Origin of the sequence: Enterococcus sp. DIV1096b, assembly GCF_050498765.1 — a bacterium.
Lineage (GTDB): Bacteria > Bacillota > Bacilli > Lactobacillales > Enterococcaceae > Enterococcus_D > Enterococcus_D entomosocium.
Genome location: NZ_JBMHEK010000001.1, coordinates 993,628 through 1,016,058, shown reverse-complemented (window position 1 = coordinate 1,016,058; position 22,431 = coordinate 993,628). Strand labels below are relative to the sequence as shown.

The 22,431-nt window shown below is 44.3% G+C and carries 18 protein-coding genes; 12 read left to right on the top strand and 6 right to left on the bottom strand.

From position 1 onward, the window contains the following. Positions 1-149 precede the first annotated feature (149 nt). From IGJ17_RS04845 to map, 3 genes are all read right to left on the bottom strand, one after another. A complete protein-coding gene (locus IGJ17_RS04845; RefSeq protein WP_086332126.1) occupies positions 150-1,376 on the bottom strand; it encodes a glycosyltransferase family 4 protein in 1,227 nt (408 codons plus the stop codon). A gap of 19 nt (positions 1,377-1,395) precedes the next feature. Continuing rightward, positions 1,396-2,319: a YihY/virulence factor BrkB family protein gene (locus tag IGJ17_RS04840; protein WP_005237256.1), complete on the bottom strand. Its 924-nt coding sequence runs from the start codon at positions 2,317-2,319 to the stop codon at positions 1,396-1,398. A gap of 80 nt (positions 2,320-2,399) precedes the next feature. Beyond that, positions 2,400-3,164: a type I methionyl aminopeptidase gene (gene map / locus IGJ17_RS04835; RefSeq protein WP_086332125.1), complete on the bottom strand. Its 765-nt coding sequence runs from the start codon at positions 3,162-3,164 to the stop codon at positions 2,400-2,402. A 176-nt stretch (positions 3,165-3,340) separates the two neighbouring features. Between map and IGJ17_RS04830 the strand changes: the two genes are divergently transcribed. Next, the gene (locus IGJ17_RS04830; RefSeq protein ID WP_005237258.1) at positions 3,341-3,787 is read left to right on the top strand and encodes a flavodoxin; all 447 of its coding nucleotides are present in this window, start codon (positions 3,341-3,343) and stop codon (positions 3,785-3,787) included. Between the two features lie 54 nt (positions 3,788-3,841). On the opposite strand, the gene IGJ17_RS04825 is transcribed toward IGJ17_RS04830, so the two are convergent. Then, the gene (locus IGJ17_RS04825) at positions 3,842-4,417 is read right to left on the bottom strand and encodes a TetR/AcrR family transcriptional regulator (RefSeq protein WP_005228861.1); all 576 of its coding nucleotides are present in this window, start codon (positions 4,415-4,417) and stop codon (positions 3,842-3,844) included. A 231-nt stretch (positions 4,418-4,648) separates the two neighbouring features. Between IGJ17_RS04825 and IGJ17_RS04820 the strand changes: the two genes are divergently transcribed. The 11 genes from IGJ17_RS04820 (at position 4,649) to vanS (ending at position 16,109) form a co-directional block, all read left to right on the top strand. Continuing rightward, positions 4,649-5,884, top strand: coding sequence for an aminopeptidase (locus tag IGJ17_RS04820; RefSeq protein ID WP_429961150.1), 1,236 nt, complete (start codon positions 4,649-4,651; stop codon positions 5,882-5,884). A gap of 142 nt (positions 5,885-6,026) precedes the next feature. Next, positions 6,027-6,674 (top strand): metal-dependent transcriptional regulator, encoded by a 648-nt coding sequence (locus tag IGJ17_RS04815; RefSeq protein ID WP_008377371.1) that lies wholly within the window; start codon positions 6,027-6,029, stop codon positions 6,672-6,674. 9 nt (positions 6,675-6,683) lie between these two features. Beyond that, positions 6,684-8,210: a glucose-6-phosphate dehydrogenase gene (zwf, locus tag IGJ17_RS04810; RefSeq protein WP_008377369.1), complete on the top strand. Its 1,527-nt coding sequence runs from the start codon at positions 6,684-6,686 to the stop codon at positions 8,208-8,210. A gap of 103 nt (positions 8,211-8,313) precedes the next feature. Further along, the gene (thiD, locus tag IGJ17_RS04805) at positions 8,314-9,102 is read left to right on the top strand and encodes a bifunctional hydroxymethylpyrimidine kinase/phosphomethylpyrimidine kinase (RefSeq protein WP_086299203.1); all 789 of its coding nucleotides are present in this window, start codon (positions 8,314-8,316) and stop codon (positions 9,100-9,102) included. Then, positions 9,099-9,578 (top strand): ECF transporter S component, encoded by a 480-nt coding sequence (locus IGJ17_RS04800; protein WP_086332124.1) that lies wholly within the window; start codon positions 9,099-9,101, stop codon positions 9,576-9,578. The genes thiD and IGJ17_RS04800 overlap by 4 nt, the downstream gene beginning before the upstream one ends. 5 nt (positions 9,579-9,583) lie before the next feature. Further along, positions 9,584-10,129: a TIGR01440 family protein gene (locus IGJ17_RS04795; RefSeq protein ID WP_176256979.1), complete on the top strand. Its 546-nt coding sequence runs from the start codon at positions 9,584-9,586 to the stop codon at positions 10,127-10,129. Positions 10,130-10,474: 345 nt separating this feature from the next. Next, positions 10,475-11,527, top strand: a complete 1,053-nt coding sequence (vanC, locus tag IGJ17_RS04790; protein ID WP_086332122.1) for a D-alanine--D-serine ligase VanC — start codon at positions 10,475-10,477, stop codon at positions 11,525-11,527. After that, a complete protein-coding gene (gene vanXY / locus IGJ17_RS04785) occupies positions 11,524-12,096 on the top strand; it encodes a D,D-carboxypeptidase/D,D-dipeptidase VanXY (protein ID WP_086332121.1) in 573 nt (190 codons plus the stop codon). The genes vanC and vanXY overlap by 4 nt, the downstream gene beginning before the upstream one ends. Further along, positions 12,093-14,195 carry a membrane-bound serine racemase VanT gene (vanT, locus tag IGJ17_RS04780; RefSeq protein ID WP_086332120.1) on the top strand — a complete coding sequence of 701 codons (2,103 nt, stop codon included), beginning with the start codon at positions 12,093-12,095 and terminating at the stop codon, positions 14,193-14,195. The genes vanXY and vanT overlap by 4 nt, the downstream gene beginning before the upstream one ends. A 98-nt stretch (positions 14,196-14,293) precedes the next feature. Further along, positions 14,294-14,989 carry a vancomycin resistance response regulator transcription factor VanR-C gene (gene vanR-C, locus IGJ17_RS04775; protein ID WP_034872470.1) on the top strand — a complete coding sequence of 232 codons (696 nt, stop codon included), beginning with the start codon at positions 14,294-14,296 and terminating at the stop codon, positions 14,987-14,989. After that, entirely contained in the window at positions 14,979-16,109 is a 1,131-nt protein-coding gene (gene vanS, locus IGJ17_RS04770) for a vancomycin resistance histidine kinase VanS (RefSeq protein WP_422705364.1), read from the top strand. Before vanR-C ends, vanS begins: the two co-directional genes overlap by 11 nt. An 83-nt stretch (positions 16,110-16,192) precedes the next feature. Here vanS and IGJ17_RS04765 read toward each other — a convergent pair whose 3' ends face one another. Beyond that, positions 16,193-17,632, bottom strand: coding sequence for a glutamate synthase subunit beta (locus tag IGJ17_RS04765; protein ID WP_086332119.1), 1,440 nt, complete (start codon positions 17,630-17,632; stop codon positions 16,193-16,195). Position 17,633: 1 nt separating this feature from the next. Beyond that, positions 17,634-22,139 (bottom strand): glutamate synthase large subunit, encoded by a 4,506-nt coding sequence (gltB, locus tag IGJ17_RS04760; protein ID WP_429961149.1) that lies wholly within the window; start codon positions 22,137-22,139, stop codon positions 17,634-17,636. Positions 22,140-22,431: the final 292 nt, after the last annotated feature.

Sequence of the window (22,431 nt, the reverse complement as noted above, 5' to 3'; positions counted from 1 at the left end):
GCGGCAAGAATGCCCAACTGGTTGATTGAATCATGGTCAGCTGATCGTGAGAGAAAGTACTAGGAGAAGCGCTGGCTGCTCCTGTCTTTTCTTCAATAATCAATCACATTCGCTTCGCCTGTTGGGCTCCTATGCCGCAATTGTATCGTTTATTTTTTGTGTTTTGCTTGGTAATGTTTTCTCTTTCGTCGCTTTTCTTTGATTTGAGAAGCACTGGAAGCCAAATCCAAATCCTCGCTTTCCTCTTCTTGCTTGTCTTGTCTTTTTTCCGCACGTGCCATGAGGACTTTTTGCCTGAATCGACGGTTTCCAAGGAATTTCAGTGCGCACATCAATGGTTGACGATTTTCTCCAACCAAACCAATCAATTCGATAAACAATTCAATGCCGAAGCCTGTACTGATGATCAGTAAAATGATTGCTGTGTTGCTGGCATAATTCATCAATAATGCAATAAATGAAAATACCATTGCCAAGGCATAGATCGTCAAAACTGTTCCTCGATGGGTAAACCCTAAGGAAAGTAAGCGGTGATGCAAGTGCATTTTATCCGCTGATGAGATCTTTTGCTTATTGAATTTTCTACGAATCATGGCATAGACGGTATCAGTGATCGGTACCCCTAAAATCAACATCGGGGTGATCACTGTAATGAAGGTCGCATTTTTTAACCCTTGCAACGATAAGACGGAGATCATAAAACCTAGAAAAAGTGCCCCAGTATCCCCTAAAAAAATCGTAGCTGGATAAAAATTGTAAGGAAAAAAACCAACAATTGCGGCAATTAATGTAAAGATCACCATTGGTACTTCAACTGAATTTGGTAAAAAGAAATAACTGATGATCCCAATGGTCGTCAGACTGATAATGGAGACCCCACTCGCTAGACCGTCCAAACCATCAATCAAGTTGACCGCATTTGTGATCGCCAAAATCCACAAGATCGTCATAGGCAATCCAAGCCAGCCCAAATCAAAAACCCCCAGATAAGGGATCGAAACCGTACTGATTTTGATGCCGGCAACAAAATAGATCTCCAAAGCCGCTAACGTCAAGCCTAGCGTTTTTTGCATAGGAGTCAACTCGAAGATATCATCCAATAATCCAGTAACTACGACGATAGCTGCCCCTAAAAGCATTGGCCAGACGTAGTCAAAGGGAATCATTGCGCGAAATTCCCAAAGCAATGCAAAAGAGAAGGAGAGGAAGATGCTTAATCCCCCTGCGGTCGGCATTGTTTTGGTATTGATTCGGCGATCTCCTGGTCGATCGACTGCGCCGATCTTAAAAGAGATCAATTTAATGATCGGTGTTAGGATTAAAGACACGATCATTGTTATAAATAAGCGCATTACAAATTTGAATGCAAAATCCATCGTTTATTCTCGCTTTCCGTTATTTCTCTTTATTGGTAAATGTATCTTCGATTTTCGAAGAAATCCGCTGAACAGGATCTGTTCGTTCTTTGATCTCTTGTCCTGATACATACTCTTCTACCACTGCGTTGATGATTCCACCCAAGATAATAATCGTCGCAGCAAGATTCAACCAGATCATTAAAACAATAAAACTTCCAATAATTTGATAGCCAATGATTTTCGCAGCAAAGTAACGGGCGTATAAGCCAAACACTTGTGACAGCAACATCCAGCCAATCGTTGCAAAGATCGCCCCCGGCAAAGTCGAACGCAACTTGACCTTTGCATTAGGCACTAACCAATAGATCAGCATCATGATAAACAGCAAAGCAACGATCGTGACTGGCCATTTGACTGTTTGGAACGTATCGATCAGATTGTCTTGAAACTTAAAAATCGGCTGCAAAAAATCAAGAATGATTTTTCCAAGCCCAAATACCATCGTAACCCCAACGATCGCAATCATAAAGAGCAGGATGATCACAAATGATACTGCGCGCACCACGATAAAATTGGAACGCTGGTCCACACCGAAGGCTTTGTTCATCGCAATTTGCAAGGCATTGATACTTTGACTCGCGGACCACAACGCCGCTAAAGCGGAGATCGACAACAATCCACCAGAGCTTGTGGTGAGGAGATTTTCGATCGCTGGGCCGATAAAATCATAGATTTGATTCGGGATCAATTCCTGTACATAAGATAAAACCGTGTTCGGATCAATTGATAAATAAGGCAAAAGATTCCCCAGCGCAATCATTAACGGGAAAAGTGAAAGCAATAAATAGTAGGCCACGACGACCGAAGTGGTCCCCATTTCTGAATCAGTTATTCTATTTTGCGTCGTTTCGATGAAACGCATCAGCTTTTGATTGCTTTTTACTTTATCAACGATTTTCATGTTTCTTCCTCCGCCAGCGAATCATCTGCCTTTTTTTTCTTTGTCATACATAACAATCAGAAGTCTCCTACCACCAAAATTTAGTAGGTTCCTTCTTCTCCTTGAGAAGTTAAAATTCTCGGACCATCTTTGGTGATCGCCAAACTATGTTCATATTGGCAGCTTAAGCCGCCATCTAATGTATAGGCGGTCCAGCCATTAGAATCCATTTTCATTTTCCACGTCCCTGTATTGATCATAGGTTCGATGGTAATAACCATTCCTTCTTTTAAACGTAACCCTTTGCCGGCTTCTCCGTAGTGAGGGATCATCGGACTTTCATGGATCGTTGGGCCAATGCCGTGTCCTACGAAATCACGCACAACCCCGTACCCTTCTTTTTCCGCATAGGTTTGAATGGCATGACCGATGTCACCGATTCGGTTGCCCACTTGCGCTTGTTCGATTCCTAGATACAACGCTTTTTTGGTTACTTCCATTAATCGATCAATCTCAGGCGTCGAGTTCCCTACGACATAACTCCAGCAAGAATCAGAAATGGCACCTTTTAAATCAATACACATATCGACTTTGATCAGATCGCCGTCTTTCAATGGTTTTTTTCGAGGAAATCCGTGACAAATCTCATCATTGATACTGCAGCAAGTGGCATATTTGTAATCTTCAAAACCAATTTGGGCAGCGATGCCGCCGTGGCTTTCAATATAATCTCTGACAAACACTTCGATATCCCAACTCGTGATACCTGGTTTGATGAAACTGCGTAATTGTTTGTGGACATCTGCTAACAGCGCGCCGGATTCGGCCATGCGGTCAATTTCTCTGGCAGATTTTAATGTAATCATGTTCTCGTCTCCCTTAATTAAATTCCTCTTATTTTACCATAGAAATCCCTTATTTTACAAAATTCACAGACATTGTAAAGAGTTTTTCAAGTTTTGTTTTCAAACTTTCGTGCATTTGCTATAATCTGTAAGAGAGTTTTCCTTGAGAATAGGAATGAGATTGGAGGAAAAAGCCCATGGCTTTAGCAAAAATCGTCTATGCAAGCATGACGGGGAATACGGAAGAAATTGCGGATATCGTTTCTGAAGCCCTTGAAAATCTTGACATGGAAGTAGAAATGAATGAGTGTACCCAAGTGGATGCAGATGACTTTGAAGATGCCGATATCTGTATCGTCGCAACGTATACATATGGAGACGGGGAGCTACCGGATGAGATCGTCGATTTTTATGAAGATTTGCAAGAACTTGATTTAAGCGGCAAAATCTTTGGAGTCTGCGGCTCCGGTGATACTTTTTATGATGACTTTTGTAAATCGGTTGACGACTTTGAAGCCGCCTTTAGCAAAACTGGTGCGACAAAAGGAGCTGACAGCGTCAAAGTTGACTTGGCTGCAGAAGAAGACGATATTCAAAACTTAGAAGCCTTTGCCAAAAAACTAGCAGAAGCATTCGCTGAATAAAACAAGAAAACCTCTGACAAAATCACTTGATTCTGCCGGAGGTTTATTGTTTGCTTAATGATAACTGATATCGATGGGTGTTTCTCTTGCTAAAATATTATCGGTGGTTTCCGTCATCAGCTTAGCAATCTGATCTTCTGTCGGATGAATGATTCCCGAAGACATCAATGCCGCTAAGCCAGTAGCGACGATCCAGACACCGGTGTGCAAAGATTGTAATTTTACATCAGATAGATCTTGATATTTTGGTTCTTTTTTCACTGATTTCACAAAAAGGTCAAATGAAAACTGTTGCATGGAATCCCCACCACCATGCTCTTCTAAGTATAGCGCTCGGTATAATCGTTTTTCTTTATTTGCAAAGCCAATATAATTTAGCGTTAAGTCAACGATGACATCTCCCCGTCTTTCAACTGGAAAAACTTCTGTCGCTAAGTAGTCGTAAATCTGATTGATCAATGCATTTTTTAAGTCATCCATATTTTTAAATTCTAAGTAGATCGGTTGCGTTGAACATTTCATCTTCGCTGCGATATTGCGTGCGGTAAAACGTGTAAATCCTTCGGTTGCGACAACTTCATAGGCAGCTTTTAAAATCTGGTCTCTAGTAATAGTTTTCTTTCTTGCCATAATTTTTTAATCTCCTTAATTCTGCTATACATCGCTTTCAGAAATACCTTTTACTTATTGTATCATGTTTTTTTAAGTTTGCAAAAAAACTTTTAAAATTATTGCCCTTAGTGTTTCCAGTTTTTCAATTTGAAGACCACTGTTTTTTTGCTCACTTTTTCGTTTGTTTTCAAAAATACTTAGTGCTATCATGAAGACAGTTATAAATTTAGAATAAATGGAGGAATTTTAATGGTTTTACCAAACTTTAATCAGAACCTTGAAAAATATGCCCAACTGATCACTGAAGTTGGCGTAAATGTCCAAAAAGGGCACACGATCGTCATCCAAATCGCCGTGGACCAAGCACCTTTAGCTCGTCTATTAACGAAAAAAGCGTATGAATTAGGTGCAGACGAAGTAATCGTCCAATGGACCGACGATGAGATCCAAAAAGAATTTCTTACTCATGCGGCCGAAGATCGTTTGTCTACGATTCCTCAGCACAAAATTGATCAAACGGAAGACTGGGTTGAAAAAGGTGCCAGCCGTATCAGTGTCGTTTCCGCGAATCCAGATGCGTTAGCGGGCGTCGACTCAGACCGAGTGGCAACCTTCCAAGCAGCTTCTGGTAAAGCGATGATGAAATTGCGTCAAGCAACACAAGCCAACAAAGTCAGCTGGACTGTGGTTGCGGCGGCTGGTCAAGATTGGGCCCAAAAAGTATTCCCTGATGCTTCCCCTGAAGAAGCACAAGACAAGCTTTGGGATCAAATTTTCAAAACGACGCGTATCTATGAAGAAGATCCTGTCGCAGCTTGGAAAAAACACGATGAAACCTTGCAAGTTAAAGCCGAAGAATTAAACAAAGAACAATTCAGTGCTCTGCACTATACGGCACCTGGTACCGATTTGATCATCGGTTTGCCTAAAAACCACTTGTGGGAAGGTGCTGGCAGTTACAATACCCGCAATGAAAAATTCATGGCGAACATGCCAACAGAAGAAGTCTTTACTGCCCCAGATAATAGTCGCATCGATGGCTATATTTCAAGTACGAAACCATTGAGCTACGCAGGCACCATCATCTCTGGGATGAAGTTCACCTTCAAAGACGGCACAGTCGTGGACTTTTCTGCGGAACAGGGCGAAGAAGTGTTAGGCAAACTGCTAGCAATCGATGAAGGAGCAAAATCTTTAGGTGAAGTCGCATTAGTTCCTGATCCTTCCCCTATCTCACAATCCGGCATCATCTTCTTCAATACGTTGTTCGATGAAAATGCCTCAAACCACTTGGCTTTAGGATCCGCTTATGCCTTCAGCTTGCAAGGCGGCACTGAGATGAGTGAAGAAGAACTGGCAGCTGCTGGTTTGAACCGCAGCCAAACCCACGTAGATTTCATGGTTGGCTCTGACCAAATGTCCATCGATGGCATCAGAGAAGATGGCACCACGATTCCTGTCTTTCGCAATGGTGACTGGGCTTAATAAAAAAAGGCTGAGGTGGAGTTGCTCCCCTCGGCCTTCTTTTACATAGAATATTGGAAACCGGCGGGTTTTTTCGTAGTAATCAGCCGGCTTTTTTGATAAAATCTACTTTGATAGTCTTTGATAAGAGAGGATGGATCCGATGACACCAAATCGTGAAGATTATTTAAAGCTCATCTTGGAGCTTGGTGGTGACCAAAAGAAAATCAATAACAAACAAATCGTGTCAGGTCTGGACGTCTCAGCAGCTTCAGTAAGTGAAATGATTTCAAAATTATTAAAAGAAGGCTTAGTGGAACATTCACCTTATCAAGGGGTACAGTTGACTGAAACTGGTTTAGCTTCTGCAAGTGCTCTGATCCGCAAGCATCGTTTATGGGAAGTCTTTCTTGTGGAGCACCTGCATTACTCATGGAATGAAGTTCATGATGACGCAGAAGTTTTAGAACACGTCACCTCGGAAACACTGGCGAGCCGCTTAGAAGCCTACCTTGATCATCCTCGGTATTGCCCACATGGCGGCATGATCCCCGAACAAGGAGAACTCATTCACGAAGGCGAAAAAAACACCATGAGTTCCTACCCGGTAGGAACCAAGATTCGTATCGCCCGTGTCCTTGATGAACGAGAACTGCTGGATTACCTTGTTTCGATCCAATTGAATATTCATGAAGAATACGAGATCATCGATGCGGCAGCATACGAGGGTCCGATTACGATCAAAAATGACACAAAAGAAATTGCTGTCAGCTACAAAGCCGCCAGCACGATTTTTGTTGATAAACTGTAAGGAGTGAAGATGATGGAAAAAAAGGTCCTTTTTACGATTTTTGGCGGTACGGGCGACCTTGCCCAACGCAAACTATACCCTTCTTTGTTTCGGTTGTACAAAAAAGGCGATTTGAAAGAAGATTTTGCAGTCATCGGTACTGCTCGCCGTCCTTGGTCGGATGAACACTATCGTGAAGTAGTGATAGGTACGATCAAAGAATTGAGCGACTCACAAGAGCAAGCAGAGACATTCGCTTCTCATTTCTACTACCAATCACATGATGTAACAGATACGAGTCATTATGATTCATTAAAGGATTTGGCGGAAACCTTAGATCAGAAATACCATTTAGAAGGCAATCAGATTTTTTACTTAGCAATGTCCCCTAATTTCTTTGGGACGATCGTTTCTCACTTGAAATCCCAAGGAATGCTGGATACTGACGGCTACCATCGGGTGATCATCGAAAAACCATTTGGAAGCGACTACGACTCAGCAAAAGAATTGAATGAAGAGATCAATCAAGTCTTTACAGAGCAAGAAATCTACCGGATCGATCATTATTTAGGAAAAGAAATGATCCAAAACATTTCTGCGATTCGTTTTGCCAATAACATTTTTGAGTCGATGTGGAACAATCGGTACATTGACAATGTTCAGATCAATATCGCAGAAAACTTAGGTGTTGAAGAACGCGGTGGGTATTATGATAAGAGCGGTGCCTTGAAAGATATGGTCCAAAACCATATTCTGCAGATCCTTTCCTTATTAGCCATGGAACCGCCAGTGGCTTTTTCTGAAAAAGAATTACGGACGGAAAAAATCAAAGCCTTAAATGCGATCCGTATTTACTCCGAAGAAGAAGTGAAACAACACTTCGTTCGTGGTCAATACGCCAAAGGACAATTAGAAGATAAGGAATTTGCTGGCTACCGAGAAGAAGCCAATGTCGATGAAGAATCGGCAACTGAAACCTTCGTTGCTGGAAAATTCTTGATCGACAACTTCCGCTGGTCCGGCGTACCTTTCTATGTACGAACCGGGAAACGCTTGACGGAAAAAGGCACTCGCATCAACATTGTCTTTAAACAAGTCCCTGTCAATGTCTTTAAGCAAGACCTGAATGAACAAAAGCAAAACGAGAGTTTGGCACCGAATGTGCTGACAATCTACATTCAACCGACAGAAGGCTTCTCTCTTTCCTTGAATGGAAAAGAAATTGGCCAAGGGTTTGAGACATTGCCAGTGAAGCTCGATTATCGGAATAGTACTGAAATCGTCGAAAACACCCCTGAAGCCTACGAAAAATTGATTTTAGATGCTTTGAACGGGGATGGCACTAACTTTACCCATTGGGATGAAGTTGCCCAATCTTGGCGCATCGTTGATGTGATCCGTCACGCTTGGGACCAAGAAACGCCTGATTTTCCAAACTATGCCGCAGGAACGATGGGACCCCAAGCTGCCTATGATCTCTTAGCTGCCGATGGTTTTGAATGGATCTGGCGCCCCGATGAATGGTATCGTGAGCGAGATTTACTAAATGAAAAATAAGCAATTGGTCAATTGGATGAGGAAAAAACATCCAATTGGCCGTTTTTCTTTTTTACCAACTGTTTATAATAGAAAGAAATGAGAAACGAAAGGAGCAGCATAGATGAAACAAGTCTTATCGATCGCCGGTCTTGACAGTTTGGCAGGCGGCGGCATGACGGCGGATTTGAAAACATTTGAGGAATTCGGGGTGTTTGGTCATGCCTTATTGACCTGTGTTGTCGCCATTAACGATAATCTTTTGTTCCATGATCTTCCTGAGCCTGTGATCCGAGCACAATTGGATTCGCTGCGTTCGACCGTATCCCTAGATGCAATCAAAATCGGGCTGCTTCATCAAACGGCCATCATTGAATTGCTGCGGGATTTTTTACAAACATTTACCGGACCGATCGTGCTCGATCCAGTTCTTGCCTTTAAAGAAGGAGATACTGCCTTTAACCACTCCTATCAAGCAGGATTGATCTCATTGTTTCCTTACACAGCATTAGTAACACCTAATCTACTCGAAGCTCAGCACCTCTCTGGTCAAACCATTACGACGTTGGCGGAAATGAAAACCGCGGCGAAAAAAATCCATGCATTGGGTGCCCCAAATATCCTGATCAAAGGTGGCAGTCGACTAACTGGAGAAAGAGCCTACGACCTTTTATACCACTCTGGGCAATATACTGTTTTCGAAGCAGAAAAAAGTACCCGAACGACTACCAACGGTGCTGGGTGTACCCTTTCATCGGCGATTGCCGCTTTACTTGCCAAAGGCACTTCATTGGAAACAGCTGTTCAAACTGCAAAAGCATTTGTTTGGGCAGGGATCGAAGACGGTCTGCCTTTAGGAACCTCTGGCAACGTCAATCAGCTCGCCTATTTTAAAAAGGAGGAACACCTATGAAAGTAAGAAACCTAACCATGATCGCTATGCTGACGGCGCTTACCTGTGCACTTTCTTTGACCTTTATCATTCCTGTTCCACAAACGAAGGGCTTTGTGACCTTATGTGAAGCAGGGATCTATATCTCGGCCCTTTTGTTCGGACCTAGCGCCGGGGCCTTCGTCGGTGGAATGAGCGGCGGCATCATTGATTTTCTATCAGGTTACCCTGAATGGGCCTTCTTTTCCATCGTGATTCATGGTGTACAAGGCTGGATCGTAGGCAGAATGAGCCACCGGCCACTAGCAGCCGTCATTGTCGGCAGCTTGATCATGATCGCCGGCTACGCAGCAGCAACAGTTTTACTATTCGGTTTAGGCGCTGGGATCGCCTCGATTCCAAGTAATTTGATCCAAACGGTCTTTGGCAGCATCGTTGCTTTACCGCTGACGCATGCCTTGCGCCGCACGAAAAAGTTTTCTTTAAATGAAAGGTGATTCTTATGACAGATATCAATCAATTAAAAACGGATTTAACTACGATCGTTGAAGAAGTCATTACGACAGCGAACGTTGGTGAAAACGATCTTTTTGTCCTTGGCTGTTCAACAAGTGAAGTCGTGGGCGGCTTGATTGGCAAAAATTCCAGTCAAGAAGTAGGCATGATCATCGTCGAAACACTGCGAGCGATCTTGCGTCCTAAAAATATTCATTTAGCCGTTCAAGGCTGTGAACACCTCAATCGGGCTTTAGCCGTTGAGCGTGAAACGGCTCAGCTCTATCACTTAGAAGAAGTCGCTGTAGTGCCCCAGCTGCATGCAGGCGGGGCTTGCTCAGTTGCGGCTTTCCAGCTGTTCGATGAGCCTATTGAAGTGGAGCACATAGTGGCAAAAGCTGGCATCGATATTGGTGACACAGCGATCGGCATGCATGTCAAACATGTTCAAATCCCGATCCGTCCCTCTATCAAGACCCTTGGCGCTGCCCATGTCACAGCTCTGGGATCACGGCCCAAATATATCGGTGGTCCTCGTGCTCATTACGCATAATAAGCGAATCGTATAATGAGCGAAAAACCATCTTCAAAAGGAAAAAGCATGCTTCGGCGTGCTTTTTTTGTGTCAACGTTCCTGCTATTGCCTCTCCTTTCCTTCCTTAAATGTGCTCTCCTTTCACTATTTTCTCCGCTCCATCTTATGGCAGCTTTTTCTACTTCAAATTCTGTTTCCTTTCTTGCGTAAAAAGAGCGACAGCTGTCGCCTTCCTTTTGTCATAAATTCGTCACAATTTCATCACAAAAAGAAAAGAAAGATACCAGTAAGCCCGTAAATTTCTTTTTTCTTTCCTTGATAGACTGAATGTAGCAAGAATCGAAAAGTGGAAGGAAGAAAAATATGAAAAAAATCGCCATTATTTTTGGAGGCAATTCATCGGAATACACCGTTTCTTTAGCCTCAGCAACTAGCGCAATCGAAGCACTCCAATCATCTCCCTATGATTACGACCTCTCTTTGATCGGGATCGCCCCAGATGCTATGGATTGGTATTTGTACACAGGAGAACTGGAAAACATCCGACAAGACACGTGGCTGTTGGATACGAAACATAAACAGAAAATCCAGCCGCTTTTTGAAGGAAACGGCTTTTGGCTAAGTGAAGAGCAACAAACGTTGGTACCTGATGTTTTATTTCCCATTATGCATGGCAAATACGGGGAAGATGGCAGTATCCAAGGATTGTTTGAATTGATGAAACTACCTTATGTAGGCTGCGGTGTGGCGGCCTCCGCATTATGTATGAACAAATGGTTATTGCATCAAGCAGCAGAAGCGATTGGCGTACAAAGCGCTCCTACGATTCTCTTGACAAATCAAGACAACCAGCAAAGACAAATCGAAGCCTTTATCCAGACCCATGACTTTCCGGTTTTCTTTAAGCCTAATGAAGCTGGCTCCTCAAAAGGGATCACAAAAGTGACTTGTGTCGAAGAAATTGCTCCTGCCTTGAAGGAAGCCTTCGCTTATTGTTCAGCAGTGCTCTTACAAAAAAATATAGCTGGCGTTGAGATTGGTTGCGGTATCTTAGGCAACGACTCTTTGACTGTCGGTGCTTGTGACGCTATTTCATTAGTAGAAGGCTTTTTCGATTTTGAAGAAAAGTACCAGTTGATTAGCGCCAAGATCACCGTTCCTGCACCATTGGCTGAAACGATTGAAACCAAAGTCAAAGAACAAGCTCAGCTGCTCTATCACAGTCTTGGTCTTAAAGGACTTGCTCGCATCGACTTTTTTGTCACGGATCAAGGAGAACTATACTTGAATGAAATCAATACTATGCCGGGCTTTACGAGTCACTCCCGCTATCCTGCCATGATGGCAGCAATCGGCTTATCCTATCAAGAACTACTACAAAAACTGCTTGTCTTAGCAAAGGAGGAAGGCAAATGAATCCCTATCTACAGTTAGTTAGCAAAGAGTTTCCATTAGAAAAAAACCAAGAGCCGCCCCACCTCGTCCTTTCTGCTTTTAGTGAAGAAGAAGTTTACTTGCAGCCTGAAGCAGCCAAACAATGGGAACGCCTCGTCAAAGCCTTAAAACTTGAAAACGAGATCTGCTTATTAGACGGCTATCGAACCGAAAAGCAGCAACGGCATTTATGGGAATATTCCTTAAAAGAAAATGGATTAGCCTATACGAAACAATTTGTGGCGTTGCCCGGCTGCAGCGAGCATCAGTTAGGCTTAGCGATCGATGTTGGTTTAAAAGGCCAGCAAGGTGATTTGATCTGCCCACGGTTTCGTGACAGCGCAGCGGCGGATTTATTTACACAGGAAATGATGAACTACGGATTTATTTTACGCTATCCCGCAGACAAACAGGAGATTACAGGGATTGGCTATGAACCATGGCATTTTCGTTATGTCGGTCTACCTCATAGTCAAATCATCGCCAGTCAACAGTGGACATTGGAAGAATACTATCAATATCTTGAACAAACCGCGAGGCAGTTCGCATGAAGAAGAATCAAGAAATCGAGCAGTTTCGGGTGATTTTAGCGATGATGGTGGTCGCAATCCACTGTCTGCCCCTTCATCGATTGTGGCCCGATGGTGATATCCTGATCACATTGACTCTTTTCAGAATCGCCGTCCCCTTCTTTTTTATGATCAGCGGGTATTATGTGTTCAGTGATTTAGCCACCCAAAACAGCTATCCTGCCAGACAACGTATCTGGTTATTTATCAAAAAACAGCTGCAAGTCTATCTCATTGCCACACTGCTCTTTTTGCCGCTTGCTTGGTACAGCGGCATACTAGGATTGAACATGCCACTAGACACTTTTATTCAAACTTTGCTAGTCAACGGCATTCTTTACCATCTTTGGTATTTTCCTGCGATCATTACCGGCGGTCTACTAGTGATGGGCCTCTTGACACGTCTTTCTTTCAAGCAGGTGTTTTTCATTGCTGTCGGTTTGTATGTGGTTGGTTTAGGTGGGGACAGTTGGTCTGGACTGGCTGCACAAACACCCATCACGCCACTCTATTCACTGATTTTCCAACTATTGGATGGAACTCGCAACGGCATTTTTTTTGCTCCCTTATTTTTGATCTTAGGGGTACTAGCCAGAAGATTTGCCAAAAAACCTGCTTCTCCCCATCGCTATAGTTATCTGATGATTAGTCTTATTTGCTTGCTTCTGGAAAGTTATCTCTTGCATCACTTTACTACACCTAAACATGACAGCATGTATGTCTTTTTGCCCTTCGTTCTCTTGTTTTTATTTCCGATCATTCAGCAATGGCAAGCACCCGTGATCTGGAAACAAGCGGGTCGTCTGTCCCTTTGGCTCTATTTGCTCCATCCTTATACCATTGCAGTAACCCATTTTCTTAGTCAGAAACTGCCCTTGCTTCAAAACAATCTAATCAATTACTTCGTGGTCTTAGGATTGACCATCGGGTTGATTTATGGTCTCTTTGCTTTGCAAAAGCTGTTCCCGTTTCCAAAAAAAACGCCGCTCCACTTGCAGCGGGCAGCCAAAGAATTTTCCGCCCCCGCCCTGTTGCACAACTTGCAGGAAATCAAGCGATTGATCCCCGCAAAAACAAAAGTGATGGCGGTGGTTAAAGCAGATGCCTATGGTTGCGATGCACAATTGGTCGCTCGTACCTTAGAAAGAGTAGGCGTCGATTTTTTTGCTGTTGCCACCATAGAAGAAGCCATCGAATTAAGGCGAGCTGGCATTAAAAGTCGCTTACTGATTTTAGGGTACACTTCTGCCCAACGTGCCAAAGAGCTGAACCGATATTCCTTAATTCAAACTATCGTCAGTGAAGCGCATGGACAAGCGTTAGCCCGAACAGGCATTCCAATCGAATGCCATTTAGCGGTAGATACTGGTATGCACCGCTTAGGCGTTGCACCTGATGTTGAGACAGTTACTGGACTTTACGCCTTGCCATCTCTCAAGATCACGGGCATTTTTTCCCATCTAGGCTCTTCAGATCAGCTGGATACGGCAAGTATCTTGCGGACACAAGCCCAAATCACTTGTTTTGATGATCTGTTGGCTGGCTTATCCGCTAGAAATATCGCCTATGGACTGACACATCTGCAAAGCAGTTACGGCATTTTGAATTATCCAGAGAAACACTATGATTATGTGCGCCCGGGTATTCTTTTAACTGGTTCCCTGAGTGTCCCGAATGAACCAACAAAACAGAAGATAAACGTACAGCCGATTCTGACCCTAAAAGCCTTACTAGTGGACAAAAAAACAGTCGCCGCTGGTGAAGCGATCGGCTATGGACTAGCCACTGTTTTTGATCGACCTACCACGATTGGGATCGTTAGTATCGGCTACTGTGACGGAGTCCCCCGTGCCCTATCAAATCAAGGATTCCAATTGTCTTATCAAGGGGTTTTACTCCCGCAGGTTGGGTTGATTTGTATGGATATGCTCTTGATCGATTTAACGGACTATCCAGAACTGGCGGTCGAAAGTTGGTTAGAAGTAATCAGCGATTGGACGAATACAGCTGATCAAGCACAAACCATTCCCAATGAATTGATCAGTCGACTAGGTTCCCGCGTCCCTTCAATGTCAAAGTAGAAAACGAATGCATTCGCTTACCGATTACGGTATGATGTGGGTAGAGTAAATGGTAGTTTAAATGAAAAAAAATCGTAGATAGTTGGAGTGAATCAAGGATGGCAGAAAAAATAATTGTTGTTGATGATGAAAAAGAAATCGCCGAGTTAGTCACGACGTTTCTAAGGAATGAAGGCTTTCAAGTGGAACCTTTTTATGATGGAACGAGTGCTTTGGCTTATCTCGAAAAAGAAACAGTCGATGTGGCAGTTTTAGATGTGATGCTGCCGGATATCGACGGCTTTCAGCTGTTACAGACCATTCGCAAAACCCACTTTTTTCCAGTACTGATGCTCACTGCCAAAGGAGAAGATCTGGATAAAATTACCGGTCTAAGTCTAGGTGCAGATGATTATGTGACGAAACCCTTCAATCCATTAGAAGTTGTTGCTCGGGTCAAAACGCAACTACGGCGATACCAACGATACAATCAGTCAGCTGTTCCGCAGAAGATTGAAGAATACGAAAAGGAAGGCTTACTGTTGAAAATCAACAGCCACCAATGTTTTCTTTATGGCAAAGAGGTTTTCTTGACCCCCATCGAATTTAAAATCTTGCTTTACTTATTTGAACACCAAGGATCGGTCGTTGCCTCGGAAACCCTTTTTGAAGCAGTTTGGAAAGAAAAGTATTTAGACAACAATAACACAGTGATGGCACATATCGCCCGTTTGCGGGAAAAACTGAACGAACAACCCCGCAAACCGAAATTAATCAAAACCGTATGGGGGGTCGGCTATATCATTGAAAAATAGAAGTCCATTGATCCGGAAACTTTTGACTCAATACTTTATCACCACAGGTGTTTTAATGCTCCTTTTGATTCTGATCCCTTTAACTGTTCGCTTTGTAGCAGGATTGAGGGTTTGGTACGGCTATGAGCCCATTTATCAAATATTACGGCTTTTTGCTGATTATTGGCTCGTCTGTCTAGCGATCGGTGCCTTGCTGATTTGGGTCAGCACAACGATTTATTATATGAGTAAAGCTATCAGTTATTTGAATGAAACGATCCAAGCCACAAACCAACTGATTGCCGAACCCACGAAGCGAATCGTTCTTTCCAGCAATATGATTGATGTGCAAGAAGAAATGAACCAGTTGCGAGAGAAAAACTTACAGGATCAACGAGCCGCCAAAGAAGCGGAACAACGAAAAAATGATTTGATCGTCTATCTCGCACATGATTTACGAACGCCTTTGACCAGTGTGATCGGCTATTTGACGCTTTTAGAAGAGGAACCGCAGCTTTCTACCGAACTACGCGCACGCTATACGAAGATCGCCTTGCAAAAAGCCCAACGGCTGGAACTATTGATCAGCGAATTTTTCGAAATCACCCGCTTTAATCTTACAACGATCGCCTTGCAAACGGAAACCACGGATCTGAGCTTGATGCTGGAACAGTTGACGTTTGAATTTTTGCCGCTGTTAGAAGAAAAAAACCTCCATTGGCAACTTCAGCTACAGAAGAAAGTCTTTGCAACCGTTGATACGGAGAAAATGGAACGCGTTTTTGATAACTTGATCCGCAATGCCATCAATTATAGCTATCCTAACTCCCCTTTGCGATTAGCCATCAGCGAGTCTGATGATATCCTGATTCGTTTGACCAATCAAGGAAAAACGATCCCAGCTGAAAAGATCGATTTGATTTTTGAGCCTTTCTACCGAATGGATGCTTCCCGAGCAACAGCGACGGGTGGGACGGGTCTTGGTTTGCCGATCGCCAAAGAAATCGTTGAAGCATTAGGTGGAAAGATCTGGGCGGAAAGCCGTGATGAAACCATCGTCTTTTCGATTCGCCTACCGAAGGCAGCAATGGAAAAAAATGAACAGCGGTCAAAGCCCCATCCATCTGAACCAACCGCTTAACAGGCAAACAACCTGAGCATTTCGCTGCTCCCCTTCTAATTCAGAAGGAGGAATAGCTGCTCAGGTTGTTTTTTATTGATTGCTTATTGATACACCAAAGATCGTAATGCTTGATCGACTTTTTCTGCCGCTAAGCGTCCTTCACGAATCGCCCAGATGACTAAACTCGGTCCTCTTTTGGCATCTCCTGCGACTAACACTCGTTCATTGTTCGTCGTGTAATCATCGTACACTTCTCGCACACCAAAGGCATCGAAGAGTTGGGTCTCTGCACCAACAAAGCCCATTGCCAGCAAGACCAAATCCGCCTTGATCACTTGCTCTGTGCCAGGGATCGGCTGAAACTGTTGATCTACTGAGACCGTTTCGATGGCGATCAACTGGCCGCGTTCGGCGCCGATAAAGGCCGTTGTGGACACTCCATGATACGTCACTTGTGTTTGTAGCACTTCAGCCGCTTCTTCTTGCCCATATCCTGTGCGAGCTGTCATTGGGTATTCTGGCCAAGGATTGCTGTTGGTCCGTGTCAATGGCAGTTGGGGCGTGATCTCCAATTGACGCACAGAAGCGGCTCCTTGCCGAATCGCTGAACCAATACAGTCATTTCCAGTGTCGCCGCCACCAATCACGATAACATGCTTGCCAGCAAGTTTTTTACTTGTTGCCGCTTTGCCATGCTTTAACACATCTTTGGTTGCTTCCGTCAGATAATCGACTGCAAATTGCACCCCAGTCAATTCACGACCTGGAATCTTCAAGTCACGAGGAACACTAGCTCCTGTTGCCAAGATGACCCGATCATACTGAGCGGCCAATTCTTCTGCTGACAAGTCACGACCGATCTCCGTATTAGCGACAAAGGTCACGCCTAGCTCTGCCATCAAGTCAATCCGTCGCTGAACGACGTCTTTATCTAATTTCATATTTGGAATACCGTACATCAGTAAACCGCCAAAGCGATCACTGCGTTCATAGACCGTCACTTGATGCCCTAGTTGATTCAAGCGCCATGCAGCGGATAAACCAGCTGGTCCGCTGCCGACGATGGCAACTTTGAACCCAGTCGCTTCTTGAGGCAATCCCGAGGCTTTGACCCAATCATTTTCAAAAGCAGTATCGATAATAAAGCGTTCATTGTCGTGGATCGTGACACCTGAGCCATTCAGTGCTTCGGTACAGCCTTTTTCACAAGGAGCTGGACAAACACGACCAGTCATTTCAGGTAATGGGTTGGTTTTGGCAAGACGCTCAAAAGCGGCTTGGAAACGCCCTTGATAAACCAAGTCATTCCATTCAGGAATCAGGTTGTCATTGGGACAACCTGAAACCGCTCGTTGCCCCCCGTAAAAAGAACCGGTATGACAAAAAGGAATCCCGCAGTTCATACAGCGTGCTGCTTGCTCTTGACGCTCATTTTCAGGCAATGGCGTCTGTAATTCTTGCCAGTCTTCGATTCGTTCTGCCACTGGTCGGGTAGGATTTTCTACTCTTGGGTACTTTAAAAAACCAAATGGATCTGCCATATTAGTCACGCTCCTTTCCTGGGATGGTCAATTGTGGACCGACGACAGCTTCGAAGGCTTTCGTCACAAGTTCATCTCCGACAAACCCTTGGTCCGCCAAGGTCTCCGTCGCTTGGATCATCTGATGGTATTCTGTCGGATAGACTTTGATGAAATGGTGCTGCTGATTTTCCCAATCTTCTAGGATCTCAGCCGCCTTCAATGAATCTGTATAGGCGAAATGCTGCTGGATCATCTCTTTTAGTTGGTGGTCATCGCCGCTTTCGCCAATCCGATATAAATCGACCATTTCCCGATTGCATTTATCGGCAAAGGTTTGATCGGGGTCGTAAACATACGCCACGCCACCGGACATTCCAGCACCGAAGTTGCGGCCGGTTTTTCCTAATATCACCACAACACCGCCAGTCATGTACTCACAGCCATGATCGCCAACACCTTCGACAACGACATTGGCTCCACTGTTACGAACACAAAAGCGTTCGCCAGCAATGCCTCGGAAATAGCCTTCGCCTCGATTTGCCCCGAAGCACGCTACATTACCAACAATTGGTGAATGCTCTGCGTCATAAGCGGCATCTTCAGGTGGCACAATGATCAAGCGGGCACCGCTCAACCCTTTGGCTACATAATCGTTGGCCTCACCGATCAGTTTCAACTGGATGCCCTGGGTGGCAAAAGCCCCAAAGCTTTGTCCAGCAATACCTCGATACGTAAACTGTAACAGACCTGGCGTAACTTCATAATTGCCAAAACGTTCCGCGATCCAGCCTCCTAAACGCGCGCCGACTGAGCGTTGAACATTATTGATCGTATGATTCGTCACGATTTCTTGATTGTTGTCGATAGCAGCTTGTGCAAAAGCATCTAATTCTGGCCATTGACGTTTCTCAAGGAATGGATCGGTCACTTTGCGTTCGATTGGGATCGTCGTCCCAATCATTTTCGAAAAGTCTAATGACTTTGCTTTGCCTTTAGCAACGAAGCGTGGTGTCAACAATTCCGCGTGTCCTACCATCTCATCAATCGTGCGAAACCCTAGCTCGGCCATCGTTTCCCGTAAATCTTCTGCTAAAAAGTACATCGTATTGATGATGTGCTCAGGTTTCCCTGCGAAAAATTTGCGCAACGCTGGGTTCTGTGTAGCAATGCCGACAGGACATGTATTGATACTGCAAACTCGCATCATGACACAACCAATCGCAACTAGCGCTAAAGAGGCAAAGCTATATTCTTCTGCTCCTAAAAGAGCAGCAATGGCGATGTCACGCCCCGTCATTAATTTTCCATCTGTCTCTAAGGTCATTCGCTGCCGCAAATGATTCATAGCTAACGTTTGATGGGCTTCTGCAAGCCCCATCTCCCAAGGCAAGCCAGCATCCCGAATCGAATTTCTCGGAGAAGCACCGGTCCCACCGTCATAGCCTGAGATCACGACTACGTCTGCACCGGCTTTGACGACACCGGTAGCGATCGTACCCACACCTGTACTAGAAACCAATTTGACATTGATGCGGGCATACGGGTTGATTGCCTTTAAGTCATAGATCAGCTGGGCTAGATCTTCAATCGAATAAATGTCGTGATGTGGTGGCGGCGAAATCAGTCGGACACCAGGTGTTGAGCCACGAATCTCCGCTACCCATGGGAAGACTTTGTTGCCTGGCAATTGACCACCTTCACCAGGTTTTGCCCCTTGGGCCATTTTGATTTGGAGTTCGTCCGCACTCATTAAATATTCGGCATTGACACCAAAACGGCCAGAAGCTACTTGTTTGATACGACTGTTATAGTTAATGCCCTTCACTGGTTTGAAACGATTCCGATTTTCTCCACCTTCTCCACTGTTGGATTTTGCACCGATCGCATTCATCCCTTCAGCAATACAGCGATGCGCCTCTTCACTTAGAGAGCCGTAAGACATCGCGCCGACTTTAAACCGTTTGACGATCGTTTCAACAGGTTCCACCTCAGCTAAAGGAATACTGCGTCTCGTGTTCCCAAAAGTCCACATAGAACGGAGGGTCGTTGGATTCTCTAACGCGTCTTGGTTCATCTCCGCCGCATATTCTTTATAAAGCGCATAGCTGCCTGTACGAACAGCTTTTTGAAACCCATAGATCGTTTTTGGATTGAACAGATGATGTTCCCCGTCGGCTTTGTATTGGAAACTACCGCCCGAATCAAGATAATCCACGCGTTTCTCGCCATACGCCGCTTCATAACGCATTAAGTATTCTTGCTCGATTTGCGCTAATGAAAGTCCACCGATACGAGTAACCGTGCCGGTAAAGTATTCGGAGATGACTTTCTCAGAGATACCAACAGCTTCAAACAATTGCGCCCCATGGTAACCGGCGATCGTTGAAATCCCCATTCGTGACATGATTTTGACAATGCCCTTTTCACATGCTTTACGGTAACTTTCGATCTTCTCTGAAAGCTCAAAATGCGCCAATGTCTGGTAAGCCCCATAAGGGTGGACCCCACTTACTCCGTAGCCGACTAACATGGCATAATGATGGACCTCACAGACTTCCGCAGTATCCGCAACGATTGATGCCAAGGAACGTTTGCCTTTTCGCACCAAGTAATTGTGCAGACCTGATACCGCCAAGAGAATCGGAATCGCCACTTTTCCTTCTTGCGCTTGGATGACTTCCCGATCACTTAAAATGACGATCGTTGCCCCAGAATCGATTTTTTGCTCCGTCTCTTTAAAAAGCGCTTCTAACGCTTGTTGCAAAGCTGCCCCGTTTTCTGGTACATAATCATAAAGAATCGACTGTAAAGCCGCTTTTTGACCATTTTGATCTAACTGTTTGATTTTTTCATATTCACTCGTTTTTAACACCGGACTAGCAATCTGCAGCTTATTACAATTGATTCGAATGTCCTTTGAAACATCCCCATCTCGACCTAAAAACAGCTCGGTACCGATCACCAATTTTTCGCGAATCGCATCGATTGGCGGATTGGTCACTTGGGCGAATTGTTGCTTGAAGTACGTAAACAAGGATTGGGGACGTTCGCTCAAAATAGCTAAGGGTGAATCAAACCCCATGGAGATCACTGGTTCTTCTCCCGTTTGAGCCATTGGTAAAATCAACGTGCGAATGATCTCATCCGTGTAACCATTTCGTTTCCAAAGGGTCTGGATCGCATCATCTGCTGTTTCCTCCTGCTTCTCAGTCTCAGGAAGCAGCTCTGGTATCAATAAGTGATCCGCTAGCCACTCCTGGTAAGGATGGGCATTCGCATAATGAGCTTTGATTTCTTGATTGCGTAAGATCACTCCTTTTTTGGTATCCACCAAAAACATATTTGCTGGTCCAAGCACCCCTTTTTCAATCACTTCCGATGCTGGCAAATCGACAACACCTGACTCAGAGGCCACGACCACAAAACCAGTTTTCGTGATCGAGTAGCGAGATGGCCGTAACCCATTTCGATCGAGTGCAGCCCCTACCAAATCCCCATCTGTAAAACATAAAGCTGCCGGTCCATCCCAAGGAGCCATAAAGCTTGCGTTGTACTCATTAAAAGCCGTCAGCTCCGGCGACAATCCAGCTTCTTTTGACCACGCTTCTGGCACCATCATCAACAGTGCTTGAGGAATATCTCGCCCTTGACGGTACAAATATTCCATACAATTTTCTAGTTTCGCCGAATCAGAATTTTCATCATCATAGACTTCGATCTGATGTCCATGCATCCAATTTTCTGCCCCGCGTAACGTGTTGATTTCGCCATTATGGGCTAAGAAACGAAAAGGTTGCGCCCGACTCCAGCTTGGAAAGGTATTTGTCGAAAAACGAGAATGGGTCAATGCGATACAAGAGGTCATTTCTGGGCTTTGAAGATCTTTGAAAAATAAGCCAACTTGATAGGCATGCAGCATTCCTTTATAAACAACTGTCTTACTGGACAAGCTGCAGATAGACAACTCATCAGTATGATACGTTTTTTCCAGTTTACGTCGTAGCCGGTAAAGCTGATCTTCAAAGGGACGGCCAGCAGCTACATCGACAGGTTTTTCAATAAAGACTTGCACAAATGAGGGCATGACTTTTTGCGCCCCCGGTCCACACTGATAATAATCATAAGGCACATCCCGTTGCCATAAAACGGTAAAACCCATTTGTTGAATGTCTTTAGTTACTTCTTCTTGGACCTGTGCTGCTCGGAGCTTTTCTTTCGGTAAAAAAAACATCCCAACAGCATAGGCACCTTTTTCAGGCAATGGGATTTCGGCCTCTTTTGCTCGCTGTTGAAAAAATGGGTCAGGCATTGCCATCAAAATTCCAGCTCCGTCACCTGTGTCAGGTTCAGCGCCAGTTCCCCCTCGGTGGTTCATCCGTTCTAACATTGTTAAGGCATTTTGCACAAGTTCTCGGGAATAGCGACCATCTTTTTGTGCAATAAACCCCATCCCACAAGCATCTTTTTCAAAAGCGGCATCGTACATCGTTTGGTTCGTTTTCCTCATCATCTCTAAATCACTCATGGAATCACACTTTCTTTCAATATTCTGAATATTCCGATTTTTAACAGTTTACAACCTGTTTTTCTATCTGGCAAGTTTTTTTTACTTGATCCGAGCTCGTTGGTTTCTTCTGTTGACAGTGAAATACTCCATCTCGAACAAACAATTGCCTACAGACCTTAAGGAAGAAACTTCGTCTAGTAAGGTTTTTTTATTATACAATAAACTGTCGAAAAATTATTGCAAACAAATGAGAATCGTTATCAATTGCCACCTATTTTCTCATATTCATGTCAGAAACGTGCGTTTTTCT

Excerpts from the sequence above, each read along its gene's own strand:
- vanT (WP_086332120.1), top strand. The coding sequence starts at position 12,093 with ATGAAGAAGAATCAAGAAATCGAGCAGTTTCGGGTGATTTTAGCGATG.
- thiD (WP_086299203.1), top strand. The coding sequence starts at position 8,314 with ATGAAACAAGTCTTATCGATCGCCGGTCTTGACAGTTTGGCAGGCGGC.
- zwf (WP_008377369.1), top strand. The coding sequence starts at position 6,684 with ATGATGGAAAAAAAGGTCCTTTTTACGATTTTTGGCGGTACGGGCGAC.
- IGJ17_RS04830 (WP_005237258.1), top strand. The coding sequence starts at position 3,341 with ATGGCTTTAGCAAAAATCGTCTATGCAAGCATGACGGGGAATACGGAA.
- IGJ17_RS04845 (WP_086332126.1), bottom strand. The coding sequence starts at position 1,376 with ATGGATTTTGCATTCAAATTTGTAATGCGCTTATTTATAACAATGATC.
- map (WP_086332125.1), bottom strand. The coding sequence starts at position 3,164 with ATGATTACATTAAAATCTGCCAGAGAAATTGACCGCATGGCCGAATCC.
- vanXY (WP_086332121.1), top strand. The coding sequence starts at position 11,524 with ATGAATCCCTATCTACAGTTAGTTAGCAAAGAGTTTCCATTAGAAAAA.
- IGJ17_RS04840 (WP_005237256.1), bottom strand. The coding sequence starts at position 2,319 with ATGAAAATCGTTGATAAAGTAAAAAGCAATCAAAAGCTGATGCGTTTC.
- IGJ17_RS04800 (WP_086332124.1), top strand. The coding sequence starts at position 9,099 with ATGAAAGTAAGAAACCTAACCATGATCGCTATGCTGACGGCGCTTACC.
- gltB (WP_429961149.1), bottom strand. The coding sequence starts at position 22,139 with ATGAGTGATTTAGAGATGATGAGGAAAACGAACCAAACGATGTACGAT.
- IGJ17_RS04765 (WP_086332119.1), bottom strand. The coding sequence starts at position 17,632 with ATGGCAGATCCATTTGGTTTTTTAAAGTACCCAAGAGTAGAAAATCCT.
- IGJ17_RS04795 (WP_176256979.1), top strand. The coding sequence starts at position 9,584 with ATGACAGATATCAATCAATTAAAAACGGATTTAACTACGATCGTTGAA.
- IGJ17_RS04825 (WP_005228861.1), bottom strand. The coding sequence starts at position 4,417 with ATGGCAAGAAAGAAAACTATTACTAGAGACCAGATTTTAAAAGCTGCC.
- vanC (WP_086332122.1), top strand. The coding sequence starts at position 10,475 with ATGAAAAAAATCGCCATTATTTTTGGAGGCAATTCATCGGAATACACC.
- IGJ17_RS04815 (WP_008377371.1), top strand. The coding sequence starts at position 6,027 with ATGACACCAAATCGTGAAGATTATTTAAAGCTCATCTTGGAGCTTGGT.
- IGJ17_RS04820 (WP_429961150.1), top strand. The coding sequence starts at position 4,649 with ATGGTTTTACCAAACTTTAATCAGAACCTTGAAAAATATGCCCAACTG.
- vanR-C (WP_034872470.1), top strand. The coding sequence starts at position 14,294 with ATGGCAGAAAAAATAATTGTTGTTGATGATGAAAAAGAAATCGCCGAG.